13 protein-coding genes are annotated in these 18,327 nt (G+C 26.0%); 11 read left to right on the forward strand and 2 right to left on the reverse strand.

The genetic code is table 11. The annotated features are described in order from the left end of the window. Nucleotides 1-189: 189 nt before the first annotated feature. From LLF98_RS04650 to LLF98_RS04670, 5 genes are all read left to right on the forward strand, one after another. The gene (locus LLF98_RS04650) at nt 190-1,665 is read left to right on the forward strand and encodes a cell wall-binding protein (RefSeq protein WP_291701341.1); all 1,476 of its coding nucleotides are present in this window, start codon (nt 190-192) and stop codon (nt 1,663-1,665) included. A gap of 195 nt (nt 1,666-1,860) precedes the next feature. Further along, nucleotides 1,861-2,802: a GTP-binding protein gene (locus tag LLF98_RS04655; protein ID WP_291701343.1), complete on the forward strand. Its 942-nt coding sequence runs from the start codon at nt 1,861-1,863 to the stop codon at nt 2,800-2,802. 345 nt (nt 2,803-3,147) lie between these two features. Next, nucleotides 3,148-3,777 carry a GTP-binding protein gene (locus LLF98_RS04660; RefSeq protein ID WP_291701345.1) on the forward strand — a complete coding sequence of 210 codons (630 nt, stop codon included), beginning with the start codon at nt 3,148-3,150 and terminating at the stop codon, nt 3,775-3,777. A gap of 39 nt (nt 3,778-3,816) precedes the next feature. Beyond that, nucleotides 3,817-4,815, forward strand: a complete 999-nt coding sequence (locus LLF98_RS04665; RefSeq protein ID WP_291701347.1) for a permease — start codon at nt 3,817-3,819, stop codon at nt 4,813-4,815. Nucleotides 4,816-4,879: 64 nt separating this feature from the next. Then, nucleotides 4,880-5,617 carry a TIGR03943 family protein gene (locus tag LLF98_RS04670; protein ID WP_291701349.1) on the forward strand — a complete coding sequence of 246 codons (738 nt, stop codon included), beginning with the start codon at nt 4,880-4,882 and terminating at the stop codon, nt 5,615-5,617. Nucleotides 5,618-5,786: 169 nt separating this feature from the next. On the opposite strand, the gene LLF98_RS04675 is transcribed toward LLF98_RS04670, so the two are convergent. Next, a complete protein-coding gene (locus LLF98_RS04675) occupies nt 5,787-6,713 on the reverse strand; it encodes a DMT family transporter (protein WP_291701351.1) in 927 nt (308 codons plus the stop codon). A 297-nt stretch (nt 6,714-7,010) separates the two neighbouring features. After that, nucleotides 7,011-8,219, reverse strand: coding sequence for a DEAD/DEAH box helicase (locus tag LLF98_RS04680; protein ID WP_291701353.1), 1,209 nt, complete (start codon nt 8,217-8,219; stop codon nt 7,011-7,013). Nucleotides 8,220-8,631: 412 nt separating this feature from the next. On the opposite strand from LLF98_RS04680, the gene LLF98_RS04685 reads away from it, so the two are divergent. The 6 genes from LLF98_RS04685 (at nt 8,632) to LLF98_RS04710 (ending at nt 18,323) form a co-directional block, all read left to right on the forward strand. Next, nucleotides 8,632-10,074 carry a DEAD/DEAH box helicase gene (locus LLF98_RS04685; protein WP_291701355.1) on the forward strand — a complete coding sequence of 481 codons (1,443 nt, stop codon included), beginning with the start codon at nt 8,632-8,634 and terminating at the stop codon, nt 10,072-10,074. A 216-nt stretch (nt 10,075-10,290) separates the two neighbouring features. Then, the gene (gene map, locus LLF98_RS04690) at nt 10,291-11,160 is read left to right on the forward strand and encodes a type I methionyl aminopeptidase (RefSeq protein ID WP_291701356.1); all 870 of its coding nucleotides are present in this window, start codon (nt 10,291-10,293) and stop codon (nt 11,158-11,160) included. A gap of 90 nt (nt 11,161-11,250) precedes the next feature. Beyond that, nucleotides 11,251-11,478, forward strand: a complete 228-nt coding sequence (locus LLF98_RS04695; RefSeq protein ID WP_291701358.1) for a hypothetical protein — start codon at nt 11,251-11,253, stop codon at nt 11,476-11,478. A gap of 295 nt (nt 11,479-11,773) precedes the next feature. Beyond that, nucleotides 11,774-14,224, forward strand: coding sequence for a DNA helicase RecQ (gene recQ, locus LLF98_RS04700; RefSeq protein ID WP_291701359.1), 2,451 nt, complete (start codon nt 11,774-11,776; stop codon nt 14,222-14,224). A 162-nt stretch (nt 14,225-14,386) separates the two neighbouring features. Next, the gene (locus tag LLF98_RS04705; RefSeq protein ID WP_291701361.1) at nt 14,387-14,890 is read left to right on the forward strand and encodes a J domain-containing protein; all 504 of its coding nucleotides are present in this window, start codon (nt 14,387-14,389) and stop codon (nt 14,888-14,890) included. Nucleotides 14,891-15,113: 223 nt separating this feature from the next. Next, nucleotides 15,114-18,323, forward strand: a complete 3,210-nt coding sequence (locus tag LLF98_RS04710) for a DEAD/DEAH box helicase (RefSeq protein WP_291701363.1) — start codon at nt 15,114-15,116, stop codon at nt 18,321-18,323. Nucleotides 18,324-18,327: the final 4 nt, after the last annotated feature.

The raw sequence follows: 18,327 nt of genomic DNA on the forward strand, positions 1-18,327 counted from the left end.
ATAGTTGACAAAAACTAATAATAGTATATTTATTAGAAAGGGCGTTTGCTAACATGATAGAAAATGGAGAATTAGAAATTAGAAAAATAGCATAAATGTGCAGCAAAATTTAGATTATTTTAAAATTATTTGAGATTTTAAATCTAAAATGGTATAATTTATATGTTAAAAATAAAAGGAGACGATTAGATGCGACATAATAAGTTAAAAAAATTAGCATTGCTTGCTGTGGTTTTATGTATTACTAGTATTCCAGTAGTAACTTATGCAAATGATAGTAAAACAAACGGAGGAATTATTGAGCAAAGTAATATTGAAATAAATGACAATTGGTTAACAAGAGAAGTTGCTAGCCAACTGAATAAGAAAGTTAGAAATCTTACAGAACAAGATTTTTTAAATATTAAAAAAATTGACTTAAGATATGAAAAAATTGATAATAATATACCTGAAGAAATAAAATTATTAAAAAACTTAGAATATTTAAATGTGAATACTGCTAAAATAGATGGACAAGTTCCGGAATCTTTAGGTGAATTACCTAAGTTAACTTATTTAGATTTAGGCGATAATCAAATTAGAGAATTACCCGATAGTGTTAAACAAAAAATTATTAATGGAAACTATAGTTATTGTGATGTAGAAGGAAATAAATTTAGACTTGATGAAGGATGGTATTTTCTAAAGGGTAAATGGTGTTATTTAGATAGAAATGGATATAGAATTGAAGGTAGCAAGACCATAAATGGTAAAGAATACGAATTTAACGAAGATGGAAATGTAAGAGAAGGCTGGGAAAGCGATAAAGACAAGAATTGGTATTATTATGATAGAGCAAATGGTCTGGTGAAAAATGACTGGAAACAAGTTTCTGGAAAGTGGTATTATTTTAATGGAGAAGGAGTTATGCAAAAAGGATTACAAACCATTAAAAATATTAAATTTTATTTAAATGAAAGTGGGGCAATGGTTACTGGATGGCAAAAAATAGATAACAATTATTATTATTTTTCAATCACCGGTGGAATGCAATATGGTTGGTTAAATTTAGATGATAAGATATATTATTTTGAGCAAAGTACCGGTGTGATGGTTTCAGGAGAAAAGACTATAGATGGTGAAAAATATAAATTTTCTAGTGATGGTTCATTAATTAAAAATGCATGGATTGATAACTATACATATGTCCAAGCTAATGGCAAAACTGTAAATACGTATTATAATTATTCACATTCAAATACTAATTATCAGTTATTTAAATACATGACTAATATAAATAATCAAATGAGTGTTGATAGTACTGCTATTTGGTTACATGGAGGAAACACTAGTAATAATTGTGTATATTTTGCATCAGAAGCTTTAAGAAGAGTTGGGGTTAATATTCCAAATGTAGTAGCTAATACTTATCAATTTGAAAATGAATTAAAGAGTTGGGGATTTGTATCTAGTTATGATTTTTCACAATTAAAGCCAGGAGATATCATATTTACCAATAATTATTCGCATGTATATATTTTCATGTGCTGGGATAGAGATGGATATGCATATATTGTAGATAATCAAGGGACAAGCTATGGAAATTTAGTTCTTCATAGAAGACAAGTATTGCAAGATACTAGTATTTCAGATAGAGCAACCCATTTTTTCTATTATCCTAAGTAATATAATTTAGTAAAATGGCATCTGAAATTTAATTGAATGGTATTAATTTTTAAAACGACTATTATAAAAAAGCATTTATGATTAATAAAAAACTATTAATCATAAATGCTTTTTTTTATACATAAAATTTATTCATATATATAGAAGAGATATAGTATAAATAAAATATGAGTATATAAGAAAGGAAGAACTTAAATGAAAACTCAGGTTGATATATTCTCAGGCTTTTTAGGAGCAGGCAAAACAATGCTTATTAAAAAGTTATTAAATGAAAAAGCTTATGGAAAAAATACACTTATTATAGAAAACGAATTTGGTGAAGTAGGGATAGATGGAGATATATTAAAAGAGAGCAATATTGAAATTAAGGAAATTAATTCGGGCTGTATATGTTGTCAAGTATCAGGAGATTTTGGAGAAGCAGTATTTGAAGTTTTAAATAATTACAAACCTGATAACATAATAATTGAACCTTCAGGAGTGGCAAAATTAAGTGAAATATTAAATATATTGCAAGGAAAGAAGTTCCAGAATGAGATTGAAGTTAGAAATGTTTTTACTTTGATTGATATTAAAAATTATGATATGTATTTAAAGAATTTTAAAGAATTTTATGAAAATCAAATAAGAAAAGCAAATAAAATTGTTTTAAGCAGAAGCCAATTAGTAGATGATAAGAAAATTAAAATTACCATAGATTCTCTTAAAAAGTTTAATTCTAAGGCTGAAATAATATATAAACCTTGGGAAAGCATTAATGGAAGTGATTTTTTAAAAGTAAATAATATAGAAGAAAAAAAAGAAATATCTATGGCAAAAGCTAACATGAGTAAAACCTTTAGAAAAGAAGTAAATCATAGTGCTAAAGAGGTTTTTGAAAGCTATCCTATAGACCTTATTGAAAACATAAGTACACAAGAAATTCAAAGAAAATTTGAGTTTATAGAGAATAGTGAAAAGTTCGGTAAAATAATAAGAGCAAAGGGAGTTATAAAAGGAACTGATGGAGGATATTATCAATTTGATTATGTCCCAAATGAATTTAAGAGTAGAAAGATTAAATGGTCTAATAAAAGGGTTGTTTCAATAATTGGAAGTGAATTAAATAAAAGGGAATTAAAACAATTATTTAATTAACTATATGTAGCTACTTGTTTTAGTTGATATAGTTAAATTAAATTTATATCTTATTTAAGAAAATACTTTGGAAAATTAATATAGTATCGAAAAACTGCGTAGTAAATTATAAAATATCATTCGAGCCAAGGTGAATCAATAGTTTGAAACATTTTATTAAATTCACCAAAAAAGTGCCCTTTTATATTATGATTAATCGTCAAAACAAAACATAATAAAAGGAGCACTAATTAAATATGATAAATAAAATTGAGTTTTCAGCAAATATAGCTATTGGTGCTGATAAGTTAAGTAGGATAGATTTGTTTAATTTGTATTTAGAATTTATAGAAAAGTGGTGAGAAAATGAAAATACATATTGAGATTGTGACTGGTTTTTTAGGGGCTGGAAAAACTTCTTTTATAAACTCTTTATTAAGTGAAACCCAAGTTGAAGGGGAAAAAATTTTAATTTTTCAATTGGAACATGGAGAAAAGAAAGTGTTACAATCGACTAATATAAATTATTTTGTTAAAGTTAAAAAATTAAATGAAGTTAAGGATCTTAAAGAAGAAATGATTTATTCAATAAAGAAATACAGTCCCAATAGGATAATCATTGAATATAATGGAACTTCTAATTTAAAGGAATTAATTGATATATTAAATGAAAAAATTTATAGGGAATATAGCAAAATTACGACAATATTTTTTGTGGCAGATGGAAAGAACTTAAAACAATATATTGATAATGTTGGAAATTTTATAATTCCATTTATACAATATTCCAATATGATCGTTGTGAATAACATGGATTTTTGTAATAAGGAAGTTTTAGATGAAGATTTTAAGAAAGTAAGGGATATTAATCCTAAAGCTTATATTTTAAAAGTAAATAATAAGTATATTTTAAAGTCAGCTCTTAGAGAATCTAAGGTTCTAGATAACGGATATATTAAGAAATTAAAAATAAAATTTACAAATAAGCATTATTAAAGAAGAATACAGAATATAAGAGGGAAATGAGGAATGTTTATGAATCATAGGAATAGTAGAATTATAACTTTTTTTACTCTGAGTGTAATACTATTACTACTGTATATTTATAAAAAATATGAAATAAATTTAAATATAGAAAAAATAGGGGATTTCGCAAGTATATTTACAAGTATAGTTCTTGAGGCAGTCCCTTTTATTATTTTAGGTTCTTTTATATCTGCAATAATTCAAACTTGCATATCAGAAGAAATTATAACTAAGTTAATACCTAATGTAAGTATATTAGGTTACATTGGAGCAGCTTTAGTAGGGCTTATTTTTCCGGTTTGTGAATGCGCCATTGTTCCTATAACAAGAAGACTAATGAAAAAGGGGTTGCCAGTTGGGGTTGGGGTAACTTTTATGCTTGCAGTACCAATAATTAATCCAGTGGTAATAATGTCTACCTATTATGCATTTTATGATAAGCAAGCCATGGTAATTCTTAGGACGACTGGTGGATTTGTAGCAGCAATTTTAATAGGAATGATAGTAAATGCTCTACAAGAAAACAAACAGTGCATAATTTCAGATTCTATAGAAAATGATAATTATTGCAATTGTGGTTGTAATGCTTCTTTTGAAAATCAAAGCAAATTTAAAGCAATATTTGATCATACTAACAGAGAATTTTTAGATATTATGGGTTATTTAATATTTGGAGCGTTTATCTCTAGTGTATTTCAAGTTGTAGCATCTCATGGAGGTTTCAACTTTATTTCTGATAATAAGATATTAGTTATAATTTTTATGATGTTTCTTGGATTTGTTTTATCCCTTTGCTCAGAGGCAGATGCCTTTGTTGGTAGGAGTTTCTTAGCTAATTATTCATTTAGCGGAGTAACAGCTTTCTTAATTTTAGGTCCTATGCTTGACTTAAAGAACTTAATGATACTATCTGGGACTTTCAAAAAGAATTTTGTATTTAAATTAGTTATAACTACAATAAGTGTTGTATTTATAATTTCTTGTTTATTTATGATATGTGGAATATAAGGTATATTTGATTTATTGTTTTATTTCATATGTCTTATTGGAATACAATAAGGGGGCTCGGTAAGTGAAAAGATTTAATTTTGATGAATTTTTATGGCTTGTAGTTCTTATTTTATTAGATTTATCAATAATTTATTTGATCTTTACAGGTAAAATGGAATTTTATATAGGCAAGAAAATGATTAAATATAGTTACATTACTATAGTAATGATAAGTATATTTATAATTTTTCAATTTGAAAATGTATTTACAATAAAAGGGAATAATAATATTAAAATGAAATTAATTCCAATTGTACTAACTATAATATTGGGGTTTATTTCAATTAATAAGCAAGAAGCATTTAAACATACTGAATTGAATAAAGAACTGAAAGAAAGCAACCAGAGTAGTATAGATATGAAATCCTTATATGAACATGAATTAGATTATAGCTCAATTAAAGGCGAAAATGAAAAAAAAGAAATTCTAATAGTTAATGAAGATAATCCTATGGTATTAGAAGATATAAGATTAAATCCTGAAAAATACATAGGAAGGAACTTAGAAATTCATGGATTTGTATGCAAAGAAAGCTATTTAAATAAAGAGCAATTTATTATAGGAAGAATTATAATAACTTGTTGTGCTGCTGATTCAAAAATAGTTGGAATAATAGGAGAATATGATAAAGCGTACGGTTTAAATGAAAATGAGAAGATTAATGTAAAAGGAATCATTGAAAGTTCTACTATAAAAGATGATAATAATGCAAGTCATAGAATACCAATAATAAAAATAGAAAAATTAGAAATTGAATAAAGAAAATAAAAGATGTGATATAACAAAGCAAAAGTTAAATTTGTTTATTATATCACATTCTTTTTATTTCATATGCCTATGTATCTTGTTTAAGGGAGCTATATTGAGCGGATTCGAATCCTTAACTATAACTATATAGGTCTAGGCACATTCATAAAAAAGTATATATCTATAAAACCTCTTCTTGAATAGAATTTCTATTGCTTGAAAAGAAATTAGATTTAAGTCCATTTTCTGAAGCATACACTCCAAGAAATATTAATAATGCTCCGAAACTTGAACATAATGTAATTTTTTCATGAAGTATTACTACAGAGAGTATTAGAGTAATTGCTGGAATAAGATAGATATAGTTATTAGTTTTTACTACTCCTAATTTATCAACTGTATAATTCCATATAACATAACAAAGGCTAGAAGCCACAACTCCTAAAAATAAAAGATTAGATATTACTTTAAAGTTTAATAATTTAGGAATATCAAAATTAAATTCTGATGTAAATAAAAATGGAATCATAGTAAGCAAAGCATAGAAGAATATCTTTCTTGTTAAGTATAGAGAACTGTACTTACTCCCAAATTTCTTTGTTATTATTGAATAAACAGACCAAGATAAAGCAGAACATAAAGCAAGAATATCACCTGCTGGATTTAACTTTAACATAAAGTTACCATTAAACATAACTAAAAAAACTCCGGAAATTGCAATAAAAAATCCCCAAATTAGATTTTTATTAAGTTTTTCGCCTTTAGTAAAAAAGTGAGCAAGAAGTGCTGTAATAATTGGTGCTGTTGCAACTATTAATCCTACATTTGAAGCTTGTGAAATTTTAACTGCAGTATTTTCAGTTAAAAAGTAAAGTGAACCACCAGTTATACCGGATAGTAAAAACATAGCCTCTTCTTTTAATGAATCTATATTATGAAATTTTGGATGTATTATAAGTAATAGAAAATATGCTATTACAAATCGATAAAACATTACTTCAAGTGGAGTAAATGTGTTTAATAGTATTTTACTAGAAATAAATGTGATGGCCCAAATAACTACAGTTATTAAAGCTAATATATTTAATAAGATTTTTTTGTTATTCATTAACTTAGTCTCCTTTTGCGATTTGATTACATTAACATAGTATACAATAACTTATAGTTTTAATAAATACCATATCCATGAAATTTAAGAAAATAATATTGAACTATGTCTAATATTACTGAATAGTATTAGAATTAATTATGACAATTAAAAAAATATGTTGATTATATAGCTCCGGGTAATGAAGAACATGTGATAAAACATATAGTTAAATGGCTTGAAGATAAATTAAGTTAAAAGTGTATATGAAAAGAAGTTTACTATAGAAATAAATAGCAAACTTCTTTTTTCTTAATTTTACTTATGGAATTTTGAAGTATTTATTTTGTTCTTAGGTTTATCTTGTCTTGATTCAGAAGCATAATGAGTATCTTCTAAAGCTCCACCAAAAACTTTCTTTTCTTGGAATTTAATTTTAAACTCTTTTTCATATTTCTTTATGATATTAAGCTGCTTAACAGTTGCTAAACATATAGAAGCACCATGGGCATCTCCTCTAGCAGTTCTACCAGATCTATGTAAATATTCATTTAATTTTAGTGGTAAATCTAAGTGAATTACATGAGTTATACCTTCAACATCAAGGCCTCTAGCTGTAACGTCTGATGAAACTAATATTTTTATTTTCCCACTTCTAAAGCTTTCAATTGCAAGCTTTCTATCTTCTTTAGAAATTTTTCCATTCATAGCAAAACAATCTTTACTATGATAATTAAGCTTTACAGTAGTTAACTCAATATCTTCATTATCATTAACAAAAATAATTGCTTTTTCAGGCTTAACAGCTACAAGCACTTTTCTTAGAGTTTCAAATTTATCACGTCTATCACATACAACAAACATATGCTCAATGTTAGGATTCATAGCTGGTTTATCTTCAGATTTTATAATTACAGGATCTTTCATTAAGCTCGTAGCAGTTTCAAGTGTTTCAGGTTTTATAGAAGCTGAAAATACCATAAGCTGTCTATCTTTCATAGTTGTTTTTATTATTTCTTTAGATATATCTGCTCTCTTAGGATCTAATAAATTATCACCTTCATCTATAACAATTGTTTTTATTGTATGAGGGGTAATCTTTTTCTTCCTAATAAGATCAAGAATTCTACCTGTTGATCCAACAATTATATGTGGCTTATTATCCTTAAGCTTTTTAATTTGATTATTTATATTTACATCTCCAATAATTGACATAGAGGTTACAGGAACTTTAGAATTTTCAGCAAGAAGCTTAATTTGTTCTTCTATTTGTATAGCAAGCTCATGAGTTGGTGCTAAAATTATTCCTTGCATTTCTCTTTTTGAAGTATCTATTTTATGAAATAAAGGTATAAGATAAGCTAAGGTTTTACCACTTCCAGTAAAGGCTTCTCCAATTATATCTTTGTTATCAAGAGCTGGTAAAATAGATAAAGCTTGAATTAGAGTTGGAACAGTTATACCTTGCTTTTGAAGCCCATCTATTATATTTGAATTTACGTTTAAATCAGTAAAAGAATTATTCATTAATTTCTCCTTTATAGTTTAATTTTTTGAATACAATATAACTCACATATGTTATAAACCTATGTCATATCATAAGGATTAAGTATATAACAACTGTTTAAAGATGATTTTCTTATATATTGTCAATTAATTATATCCTTATTATGTTCATTTTTCTAGTTAAAGTTACAGCATTTTATACATTTACAAATTAAGTGTAATTATATGGGAAAGTATTAGCTAAAAGTTTAATTTAAAATAAGCTAGCATATTGACCTGTTATTTTTTTGATTATGCCTTATGTTTTACAAATTATTATTAATCATATAAAATGATTATGTTTTAAAAGTAGAGAAGAATGGTATAATAAGAAAGATTTATATAATTACTAATGAATAGATTAGTAATTTGGAGTGAGGAGATAATTTAACATATGAATAGTGAATTTAATAAATTTAAAATAGGTGATGAACTTTTGAAATCCATAGAAGGTCTTGGATATAATACGCCGTCAGAAGTTCAAGAAAAAGTAATACCAGAGATTCTTAAGAATAATGATGTTATAGTTAAGTCACAAACAGGAAGTGGAAAGACAGCAGCATTTGGCATACCTTTATGTGAAAAAATAGATTGGGAAGAAAATAGCCCACAAGTATTAGTTTTAACTCCAACAAGAGAGCTAGCAGTTCAAGTAAGTGAAGATATATCTAATATAGGAAGATTTAAACGAATAAAAGCGGTTGCAGTTTTTGGCAAAGAGCCAATATCAGATCAAATAAGAAAATTGAAGCAAAAGACTCATATAGTAGTTGGAACTCCAGGAAGAGTTTTTGATCATATTGATAAAGGAAGCCTTAACTTATCAAAAATAAAATATTTTGTTATAGATGAAGCTGATGAAATGCTTAATATGGGATTTATAGACCAAGTTGAAGATATAATTAAGAGGCTTCCAAAGAAAAAGGTTACTATGTTATTTTCAGCAACAATGCCAGATGAAATAAAAGAATTAAGTAAAAAGTATATGAATAAACCCGTAGATATTACCATTGAAAATCAAAAACTCATTACAGATAACATAGAACACAGTTTATATTATGTGAATTACGAAAAAAAATTAGAAAACTTAAATAGTATATTAATACATGAAAAACCTGAAACTGCTATTATATTTGCTAGAACTCAGGAAAATGTAGATAAAGTTTTCGAATTTTTAAAATCAAAAAAATATTCAATCAATAAAATTCATGGCGGAATGCTCCAAAAAGAAAGACTAAATACTATGGAAAGCTATAGACGAGGAGATTTTAGATTGCTTGTAGCAACAGATGTAGCATCAAGAGGAATTGATATTGATGGAATTACTCATGTAATAAATTATGAGCTTCCAGTAGAGAAAGAAGCTTATGTACATAGAATTGGAAGAACAGGGAGAGCAGGAGCAAAAGGTAAAGCTATAAGCTTTTGTGTTAAAGAAAAAGATAATCTTTTAAGCCAAATTGAAGAGCTTATTGGTTTTAAAATTCAAGTTTGTTATATTCCAGGAAAAGAGCAAATAGAAAAAGAAAGCGTAGAAAGCTTAGAATTACTTAAAAGTAAGCCTAAGAGAAAAAAAGAAAAAGCTAAAATAATAAATACTGACATAACTAAAATTTATTTAAATGGTGGAAAGAAAAAGAAGCTTCGTGCAGGGGATATAGTTGGGGCTATATGCAGGATAGATGGAGTTAGTGCAGATGATATTGGAATAATTGATGTACAAGATTCAGTATCTTATGTAGATATATTAAATGGAAAAGGGAAAAAAGTTATAGAAGAATTAAAAAATATGACTATAAAAGGTAAGAAAATCAATGTAGAAAAAGCACATAAATAAAATATTTAAGAAAAAACATATTTAGATGATATATTTTCATATAAAATGAATTGGTAAGTTGTACATTTTATAAGAAATTAAATTTAGAATATTAAATTTCTGATGAAGAAAAAACCATAGGGAGAGCATTTAAATTAATTTAGGTGTATAATAGTTAGCGGGAGTAGAATAATGTGATATTCTAAAATATAATTTTAAAGAGGTGTTATTATAAAAATGTTTTTAGATAGAAATGCAAAATGTTGGTGTGGCAGTGGATTAAAGTATAAAAGATGTCACTTAGAATTTGATGAAAAAATAGAAAGTTACAAACGTAAGGGTCATATTGTTCCATCAAGAGATCTTATCAAAAGTCCAAAGGATATTGAAGGAATCAAAAAAAGTGGAATAATTAATAACGGAGTATTAGATTTAGTTGCAAGTAAAATTAAAGCTGGTATGAGTACAGCAGAAATAGATAAATTGGTATATGATTATACTACAGAACATGGGGCTGTTCCTGCTCCATTAAATTATGATGGATTTCCAAAGAGTGTATGCACATCAATTAATAATCAAGTTTGTCATGGGATACCTGATGAAAGTGCCATTTTAGAAGATGGAGACATTGTAAATATAGATGTTTCTACAATTTTAGATGGATATTATTCAGATGCATCTAGAATGTTTATGATAGGACAGGTTAGTGAAGAAGCAGAGAAATTGGTGAAAGTAGCTAGAGAATGTATGATAAAAGGAATTGAAGCTATAAAGCCATGGGGGTTCTTAGGCGATATAGGAGCAGCTTGTCAAGAACATGCTCATAAAAATGGATATACAATAGTTAGAGCATTAGGAGGACATGGAGTTGGAAATGAATTTCATGAGGATCCATTTGTGCCACATATAGGTGAAAAGGGAACAGGAATGTTACTCGTTCCGGGAATGGTACTTACTGTAGAACCAATGGTAAATGAAGGAGTTTATGATGTGTTTGTTGATGAAGAAAATGAATGGACAATTTACACAGAAGATAATAAATTATCAGCTCAATGGGAACATACAGTATTAATAACTGAAACTGGAGTTGAAATTTTAGCTAAATAACAAGGCATCCCTTGAGGGCAATGTCATTAACTTGAGAAAATATAAATAATTATTTAACTCTAAACTTATACTCTAATATTCAATTAAAATATGTATTATTATAATTATAAGACTAATGATAAGAGAGGAATACTAATTATAGCTTATGATAGAATATTAGAGACATTTGAAAATATAGTTAGCAAACAAGCTTTTTCAAAGCAACATCGGAACTTAAATCCTGAGATTTTTGTTGAATTAAATAAGGACTATGTTAGACGTATTTATGAACAGGCTGAAATAAAAAAATATAAAGGGTATCTAGTAACAGCAATATAGGAAAGGTGTAATTAAAAGTATGCAAATACATTTTAGTTATACCATTTTTATGCTTAAAAATATATTTATAGTGTGCTAAAAACTGTAATCATTTTAATATACGATACATTGAATAAGATAGGAACATAGGTACGTATATTATTTACAATATTGGAAATGATTATAATGTAGACATATGAGAAATTAAATATAAATTTATGCTATAATGGGTCATAGTATATAAAAAATTGAATTAAAATATGAATAAGTAAGTTAAATATTTATATTAAATCAATCGATTTAAGGAGCAAGATTAATGGAGAACACAGCATTAAATGTTTTAAAAAAATATTATGGATATAAGACCTTTAGAAGAGGCCAAGAAGATATAATTAATGAAATAATAAATGGAGAAGATGTCCTTGCTATAATGCCAACTGGAGGAGGTAAATCCATTTGTTATCAGATCCCAGCACTTATACTTGAAGGAATCACAATAGTAATTTCCCCACTTATATCCCTTATGAAAGATCAAGTAGATACTTTGAAGGAGATGGGGATTAATGGTGCATTAATTAATAGTACATTAAGCGCTATAGAAGAAAATGAAGTAATAAATAATCTTGAAAATGACGAAATTAAAATTCTTTACATAGCGCCTGAAAGACTGGAATCCTTTGAATTTTTAAATATGATTTCAAGATGCAATATTTCTCAAATAGCAGTAGATGAAGCACATTGTATTTCTCAATGGGGGCATGATTTTAGAGTAAGTTATAGAAAAATATCAGATTTTATTAATTTACTTCAAAAGAAACCTATAATAACAGCATTTACAGCAACCGCATCAGAAGAAGTAAGAGAAGATATAATAAAACTTCTTAAATTAAATAATCCCAAAGTTTTTGTAACAGGCTTTGATAGAGAAAATTTACTTATAAATGTAGTTAAAGGTGGAAGCAAGAAAGAATATTTAAATAGTTACATTGAAAATAATAAAGAAGTTTCTGGAATTATATATGCTGCAACTAGAAAGGAAGTTAATAATTTATATGAGAACTTAGAAGCTAAAGGTTGTAATGTAACACGTTATCATGCAGGATTACCGGAAAAGATAAGAAAAGAAAATCAAGAGAATTTTATATATGATAGAGCAAGTATTATGGTTGCAACTAATGCTTTTGGTATGGGAATAGATAAATCTAATATAAGATATATAGTTCATTATAATATGCCAAGGAATATAGAAAGCTATTATCAAGAGATTGGTAGAGCGGGAAGAGATGGTGAGAAAAGTGAATGTATATTGCTTTTTGCACCTCAAGATGTTCAAATTCAGAAATATTTAATAGAAAATTCAATAGAAGATAGTGAAAGGAAAAATAATCAATATAGAAAACTTCAACAGATGATTGATTTTGTCCATAGTAATGATTGTTATAGAAAATATATTTTGGAGTATTTCGGAGAAGAATATGATAAACAATGTGATAATTGCAGTAATTGTTTAAGCGAAGGTGAATTTGTAGATAAAACTATAGAAGCACAAAAAGTACTTTCATGCATATATAGAATGAAACAAAAATTTGGAAGTGGAATGCTTGTGGATGTACTTAGAGGCTCTAAAAATAAAAAAGTTATTCAATTTCATTTTGATGAACTTTCCACATATGGATTAATGAAAGAATATTCAGCAGAAGACCTTAAAAATTTTATTAATACATTAATTTCTCATGGATATATAAAGGTGATTGAAGGTACCTATCCAGTTTTAAGTTTAAATGATAGATCTAGAAGCGTATTAACATCACAGGAAAAAGTGCAATTAAAAGAATTTAAGGTAGAAAAGAAAGCACACGAAGATAATGAATTATTTGAAATACTTAGAGCTATAAGACAAGAATTGGCGAGAGAAAATAATGTTCCTCCATATGTTATATTTGGTGATGTTACATTAAAAGAAATGGCTACAAAATATCCAATATATAAAGAAGCAATGCTTAAGATTTCTGGAGTGGGAGAAGTTAAATATAGCAAATATGGTAAAGCATTTGAAGATGCAATAAAAAACTTTACAGAAGAACATAATATTGAAGTACCTAATTGTGAAGAAACGGTGCAAGAGTTTAAAAATCAGGAGGGTAAAGATAATGATTTAAAGTTAGAAGTAACTACAGATTTAGAATTATACAATAGATTGCAAGAGGTAAGAGATGAATTCGCTAAAAAAGAAAGGGTACTGCCGCAATCAATTATAACTATGAATAGTTTAAAGGAGATAAGTGGAAGATATCCAAATACTTTAGAGAAATTAAAAGATGTAAGTGGTATGGGACCTAAAAAAATTAGTTCATATGGAGAAATAATAGTAAAAATAGTACATGAATATTTATCAGAAAATAACAAAGAGATAAGCTGGACTAATAGGAAAAGAAAAAAAGTTGTAATTGATGGAGAAATACGAGAAAATAATCAAATTGCAATAGATATGCTTAAAGAAAATATTAATATTCATGAAATATCAGAGAAGATAGAATTATCAATTTCAACTATTTTAGGTTATGTAACAGATTATATTAAAGAATTTGGCGAGAATATATTTGATATAAATTTAGAAGAATTTTATAATGAAGAGGATGAAGAATTAATTGTAAATGCTTGCGAAAAAAATGGTTATAATCAAATAAATGTTCTAAAAAAAGAGCTTCCATCTCATATAAAATATGAAAGCATAAGATCAGTAATTTTAAAAAAGTATTTTTTGTAGATTATTAAGGCGCACTAACTAACTATGCTAAGAATATTGACAACTTTTATAAATATATTTAATAGTAGAAGGCACATTCAAAAAATAACAGACAGGTATGCTTGTTTATTATTTTCTTTCATGTGTCTAACTTAAAATATATAGTAGAGGGGTGTTGGTAAAGTGGATCCATATGAAGTTTTATGTATTGAGAAAACTGCATCTGAAGAAGAAATAAAAAATAAATTTAAAGATATGATTGAAGAGTATACGAAAACTCAAGATAAAATGGCAAAACAAAAAATTCAAACTCTTAAGGTAGCGTATGATTTGCTTATTAATGGAAATTCATATAAAGAAATTAGAGAATTGATTGAAAAGAACAATTTTATAGATGCTGAAGTGAGGTTGAATGTTATTGATAATGCAAACTCAGCAGAATGGAATTATCTTCAAGGCTTTTTAGCAGTTCAAAAGGAATGGTACGATAGTGGTCTTAATTATTTAAAAAAATCCGTAGAATTAGATCCTAATAATGTGGAATATTTAAATAGTTTAAATAAATTGCAAACAAGAGTTATTGATTATGTTACAAAATATGCAAAACAAAACGTAAAACCTAATTCGAATAATATTAATGCTTGTGGTGGAGGCAATAATAGTAGTGGAAATGGCGGAATGTGTTAGTAGTTAAATCCAATGTATTAATTTAACATATATAACTTTTTTATTTTAGTTGATATAAAATAAAAATTGTGTTATTATAAATGAGCAGTTGGTACGTAAAGTGCTAGCATGGAGCTTAGAGTGTCCTTCGCCGGTCTCTAAGCTCCTTTTTGTTCGTGTAAAAAGTAATTACTTATTTTGGAAGATAACTTAGAAACCATATAATTAGGTAGGTGAAAGATAATTGAAGGTATCTGAATTAGAAAAAATAATATTAGATAAAACATTTAAACTTAATTTAAATAGAGGAAAAGAAATATTAAAAAGTGGAGATCTATCTAAAATTAACATAAACAAGATAGAAGATAATTATAATATATATGGTAACTTTAAATGTAAAAACAAAATACAAAGTTGTAATTCACATTTAAGAATAGATATTAAAAATAAAAGAATCACCTTTGCTAAATGTGAGTGTAGTATCTTTTTAGAGTTTGATTCTAAAAATAATATATACTTATGTGAGCATTTAGTTGCAATAGGATTAGGATTTGCTAATCAAATAAAAAAGAAACTTAATCAAACAAGTGAAAACAAAGAAGTTTTAAGAAAAGACAAAAACTTGTTATTTAATTTATCTAATATTAGTAACTTTAGGTCAAGTGAAAAAATAAATTCAGATAAATTTAATTTAAGCAATACAAAAGAAAAATTAGAGCTAAATATTTCTTTAAAAGAAACATTTGAGGATAAAGGTAATTATTTTGATGTTAGTATATCTATTGGAATTAATATCATGTATCCAATTAGTAATATTCAGGAATTCATAATAAGTTTTAATAAATCAAAACAATATTATATTAGAAAAGGTTTAATATATAATACAAATAAATATTATTTTTCAAAAGAGGATGAAGAGATTTTAGAATATTTATATGAATATATATTAATTTCTAAAGAAAATAAAGGTAATAGTATAAGAATTCATAAAGAAATTTTAAGAAGATTTCTTAAAATACTTTCAGTTAAGAAAATAAAATTCATTTATAATTATCAAACTTATCTGTGTGAAATAAAAAATGAAGATTTACCTCTTTCTTTTACGTTAAAAGCAGTAAAAGAAGACTATGTTTTAACGACCAAAAAAGTTTTTCCAATACCATTAAATCATAAAATGGATGTTTTCTTTTTTGATAGAAAAATATATATTCCATCTTTTGCTCAGATTAAAGTGTATAAGCTATTTTATAATATGCTAAAAGATGATAATAAAATTACATTTTATAGTGACATAAGTGTCCATGAACTTAGTAGTTTAATTTCACATATAAATGTTATGTCTAGAAATGTATCACTAGATGAGGTAATTATTGAAAAATTAGCAGATAATATAAAAATTGATTTTCAGTTTGAAAAAAAAGAAGAAAAATTTTATTGTAATGTTACCTTAAGCAATAATGGAAAAAAACTTTCTTATAATGAAGTCTTAAATTCCAGCAATTCAATTATAAAAAATTCTAAAAAGATAAGACTTATAGAAAGTGAATTAAACAAGAATAGATTTTTTTATAAAAATGGAAATTTTATATTTTATGGAAATGATGATGATTACTATATTTTCTTAAAAGAAAAATTTAAATATCTTAAGAAACTTGGAGAAATACGAATTTCAAAAGATAGTAATAAATCTTTTAAATTTTACAAAGGAACTATATCGGAAGTAAAGTTAAATGAAGATGAAGATAATAATTTTAATTTTTCATTTAAATTAGATGAAATTGATAATAAAGATTTAAGTAATGTTATAAAGGCTTATAAAAATAAAAAGAGATATATTAAGCTTAAGGATGATGTTTTTGTTGATTTAGAAGATGAAGAATTAAAAGAGTTTATAAGAATTATAGATTCTTTAAATATAGATGTTACAGAAGGTAAAGATGAATATAAACTTGAATCAAATAAACTTTATTACTTAAATAATAAATTAGATAATAAACAAATAAATTTAATTGATGGAAAAGAAAAATTACAGGAAGCATTAAAAAAACTAAATAAGAATGATTTTGAAATTCCAAAAGACCTTAAAGGGTCTCTTAGAGAATATCAAATAAAAGGATATAATTGGTTTAAAAGCTTAAGTTATTTAGGGCTTGGTGGAATTTTATCAGATGAAATGGGACTTGGAAAAACGATTCAAACAATAACTTTTTTATTATCTGAAAAAAATAGACATTCTTTAATAGTTACACCAACATCACTTATATACAATTGGAAGCAAGAATTTGATAAATTTGCTCCAAGCTTAAGGATTGGAATTGTTCATGGCAGTAAAAATGAGAGAATGAAAGTCTTAAATAATATTTATGATTATGATATTATTTTAACAACATATGGAACGTTGAAAAATGATATTTTAGAATATAAAAGTATTAAATTTGATTATTTAATAATAGATGAAGGACAAAACATAAATAATCCAGAATCGCAAAATGCAAAGCTAATAAAAAAAATTGAGTCAAGGAGTAGATTTGTTCTAACAGGTACACCAATCGAAAATAATTTGATAGAACTTTGGTCTTTATTTGATTTTATTATGCCAGGATATCTTTATACTAAGCAAGAGTTCTCGTCTAAATTTGTTAAACAACAAAAAAAGTCTATAGAAGATCTTAAAATACTTATTAGTCCTTATATTTTAAGAAGAATTAAAAAAGATGTAATTAACGAAATACCAGAAAAAATAGAAACTAAATTCTTAGTTGAAATGACAGAATCTCAAAAGAAAATATATAAAGCATTTATTAAAGATATTCAGAATAATATTAAAAATCCAAAGATTAATAAAAATAATATAACTATATTTTCTTATTTAACAAAGCTCAGGCAAATTTGTTTAGATCCATCTATTATAATTGATCAATACTCTGGAGGTAGCAGTAAAATTAATATTGCAAAAGAGTTGATACTAGAAAATATAAAAGAACATAAAATTTTATTATTTTCTCAATTTACATCTGTTTTATCTAGAATTTCACATGAACTGAAATTGCATAATGTAAAGTATAGTTATCTGGATGGAAGCGTTTCTTCAAAAAATAGAGTTAAACTTGTAGATGAATTCAATGAGAATAAAGAGATAAGAGTATTTTTAATATCCTTAAAAGCAGGGGGAACAGGATTAAATTTAAGCAGTGCAGATATTGTTATTCATTTTGATCCTTGGTGGAATTTATCAGTAGAAGATCAAGCGACAGATAGAGCTCATAGAATAGGTCAAAAACATGCTGTTGAAGTGATTAAATTAATAGCAAAAGATACAATTGAAGAAAAGATACTACTACTTCAAGAAGACAAGAAAGAACTTATAAATGATGTTATAACTGGTGAATTAAAAGATGAAAATATTGTAAATAAACTTAAAAGTAATGAAATATTAAACTTATTTTTAGATTAAGTAG

Origin of the sequence: Clostridium sp. (genome assembly GCF_021372645.1) — a bacterium.
Taxonomy (GTDB): domain Bacteria; phylum Bacillota; class Clostridia; order Clostridiales; family Clostridiaceae; genus Clostridium.

Bases quoted from the DNA above. Each gene is read 5' to 3' on its own strand.
- LLF98_RS04650 (WP_291701341.1), top strand. From the start codon at position 190: ATGCGACATAATAAGTTAAAAAAATTAGCATTGCTTGCTGTGGTTTTA.
- LLF98_RS04655 (WP_291701343.1), top strand. From the start codon at position 1,861: ATGAAAACTCAGGTTGATATATTCTCAGGCTTTTTAGGAGCAGGCAAA.
- LLF98_RS04660 (WP_291701345.1), top strand. From the start codon at position 3,148: ATGAAAATACATATTGAGATTGTGACTGGTTTTTTAGGGGCTGGAAAA.
- LLF98_RS04665 (WP_291701347.1), top strand. From the start codon at position 3,817: ATGAATCATAGGAATAGTAGAATTATAACTTTTTTTACTCTGAGTGTA.
- LLF98_RS04675 (WP_291701351.1), bottom strand. From the start codon at position 6,713: ATGAATAACAAAAAAATCTTATTAAATATATTAGCTTTAATAACTGTA.
- LLF98_RS04680 (WP_291701353.1), bottom strand. From the start codon at position 8,219: ATGAATAATTCTTTTACTGATTTAAACGTAAATTCAAATATAATAGAT.
- LLF98_RS04685 (WP_291701355.1), top strand. From the start codon at position 8,632: ATGAATAGTGAATTTAATAAATTTAAAATAGGTGATGAACTTTTGAAA.
- map (WP_291701356.1), top strand. From the start codon at position 10,291: ATGTTTTTAGATAGAAATGCAAAATGTTGGTGTGGCAGTGGATTAAAG.
- LLF98_RS04695 (WP_291701358.1), top strand. From the start codon at position 11,251: ATGTATTATTATAATTATAAGACTAATGATAAGAGAGGAATACTAATT.
- recQ (WP_291701359.1), top strand. From the start codon at position 11,774: ATGGAGAACACAGCATTAAATGTTTTAAAAAAATATTATGGATATAAG.